The sequence below is a fragment of the Streptomyces alkaliphilus genome, assembly GCF_014141535.1.
GTDB classification, from domain to species: domain Bacteria; phylum Actinomycetota; class Actinomycetes; order Streptomycetales; family Streptomycetaceae; genus Streptomyces; species Streptomyces alkaliphilus.
Genome location: NZ_VKHT01001621.1, coordinates 1 through 613, shown reverse-complemented (window position 1 = coordinate 613; position 613 = coordinate 1). Strand labels below are relative to the sequence as shown.

Sequence of the window (613 nt, the reverse complement as noted above, 5' to 3'; positions counted from 1 at the left end):
GGATCGCACGGGGGAGTGGCGTTCCGGGGACGCGGAGGCGGAGTTCACCGCCTACGTGAAGGAGCGCCGGGCCTCGCTCTACGCCGCCGCCTACCATCTCACCGGCGACCGCCACGAGGCGGAGGACCTGCTGCAGAGCGCGCTGTTGTCCACCTACCGGGCCTGGGACCGGATCAGTGACAAGGGCGCGGTCGGCGGCTACCTCCGCCGCACCATGACCAACCTGCACATCAGCGCCTGGCGGCGTCGCAAGCTCAACGAGTACCCGACCGAGGAACTGCCGGAGGAGCCCGGCGAGCAGGACACCATGCGCGGCACCGAGCTGCGGACCGTCCTGTGGCAGGCGCTCGCCCGACTGCCGGAACAGCAGCGCACCATGCTGGTCCTGCGCTACTACGAGGGACGCACCGATCCGGAGATCGCCGACACCCTGAACATCAGCGTCGGCACGGTCAAGAGCAGCATCTGGCGCACCCTGCGCCGGTTGCGGGAGGACCGCACGCTCGGCCCCGGCCGGGACCGGGACCTGTGCTTCGGGGAACTGGTGGCCTGACCACCGCCGGGCCGGGTGCCGACAGGCGCCCGGTGGGGGACCCGAGCCGGGGGGCGGAGG

The 613-nt window shown here is 72.1% G+C and carries 1 protein-coding gene; it reads left to right on the top strand.

Annotated features, from left to right (window positions below):
• On the top strand, window positions 1-553 hold a 553-nt coding region (locus tag FNQ90_RS25995; protein WP_194432911.1), incomplete at its 5' end, for a SigE family RNA polymerase sigma factor.
• Between the last annotated feature and the right edge of the window lie 60 nt (window positions 554-613).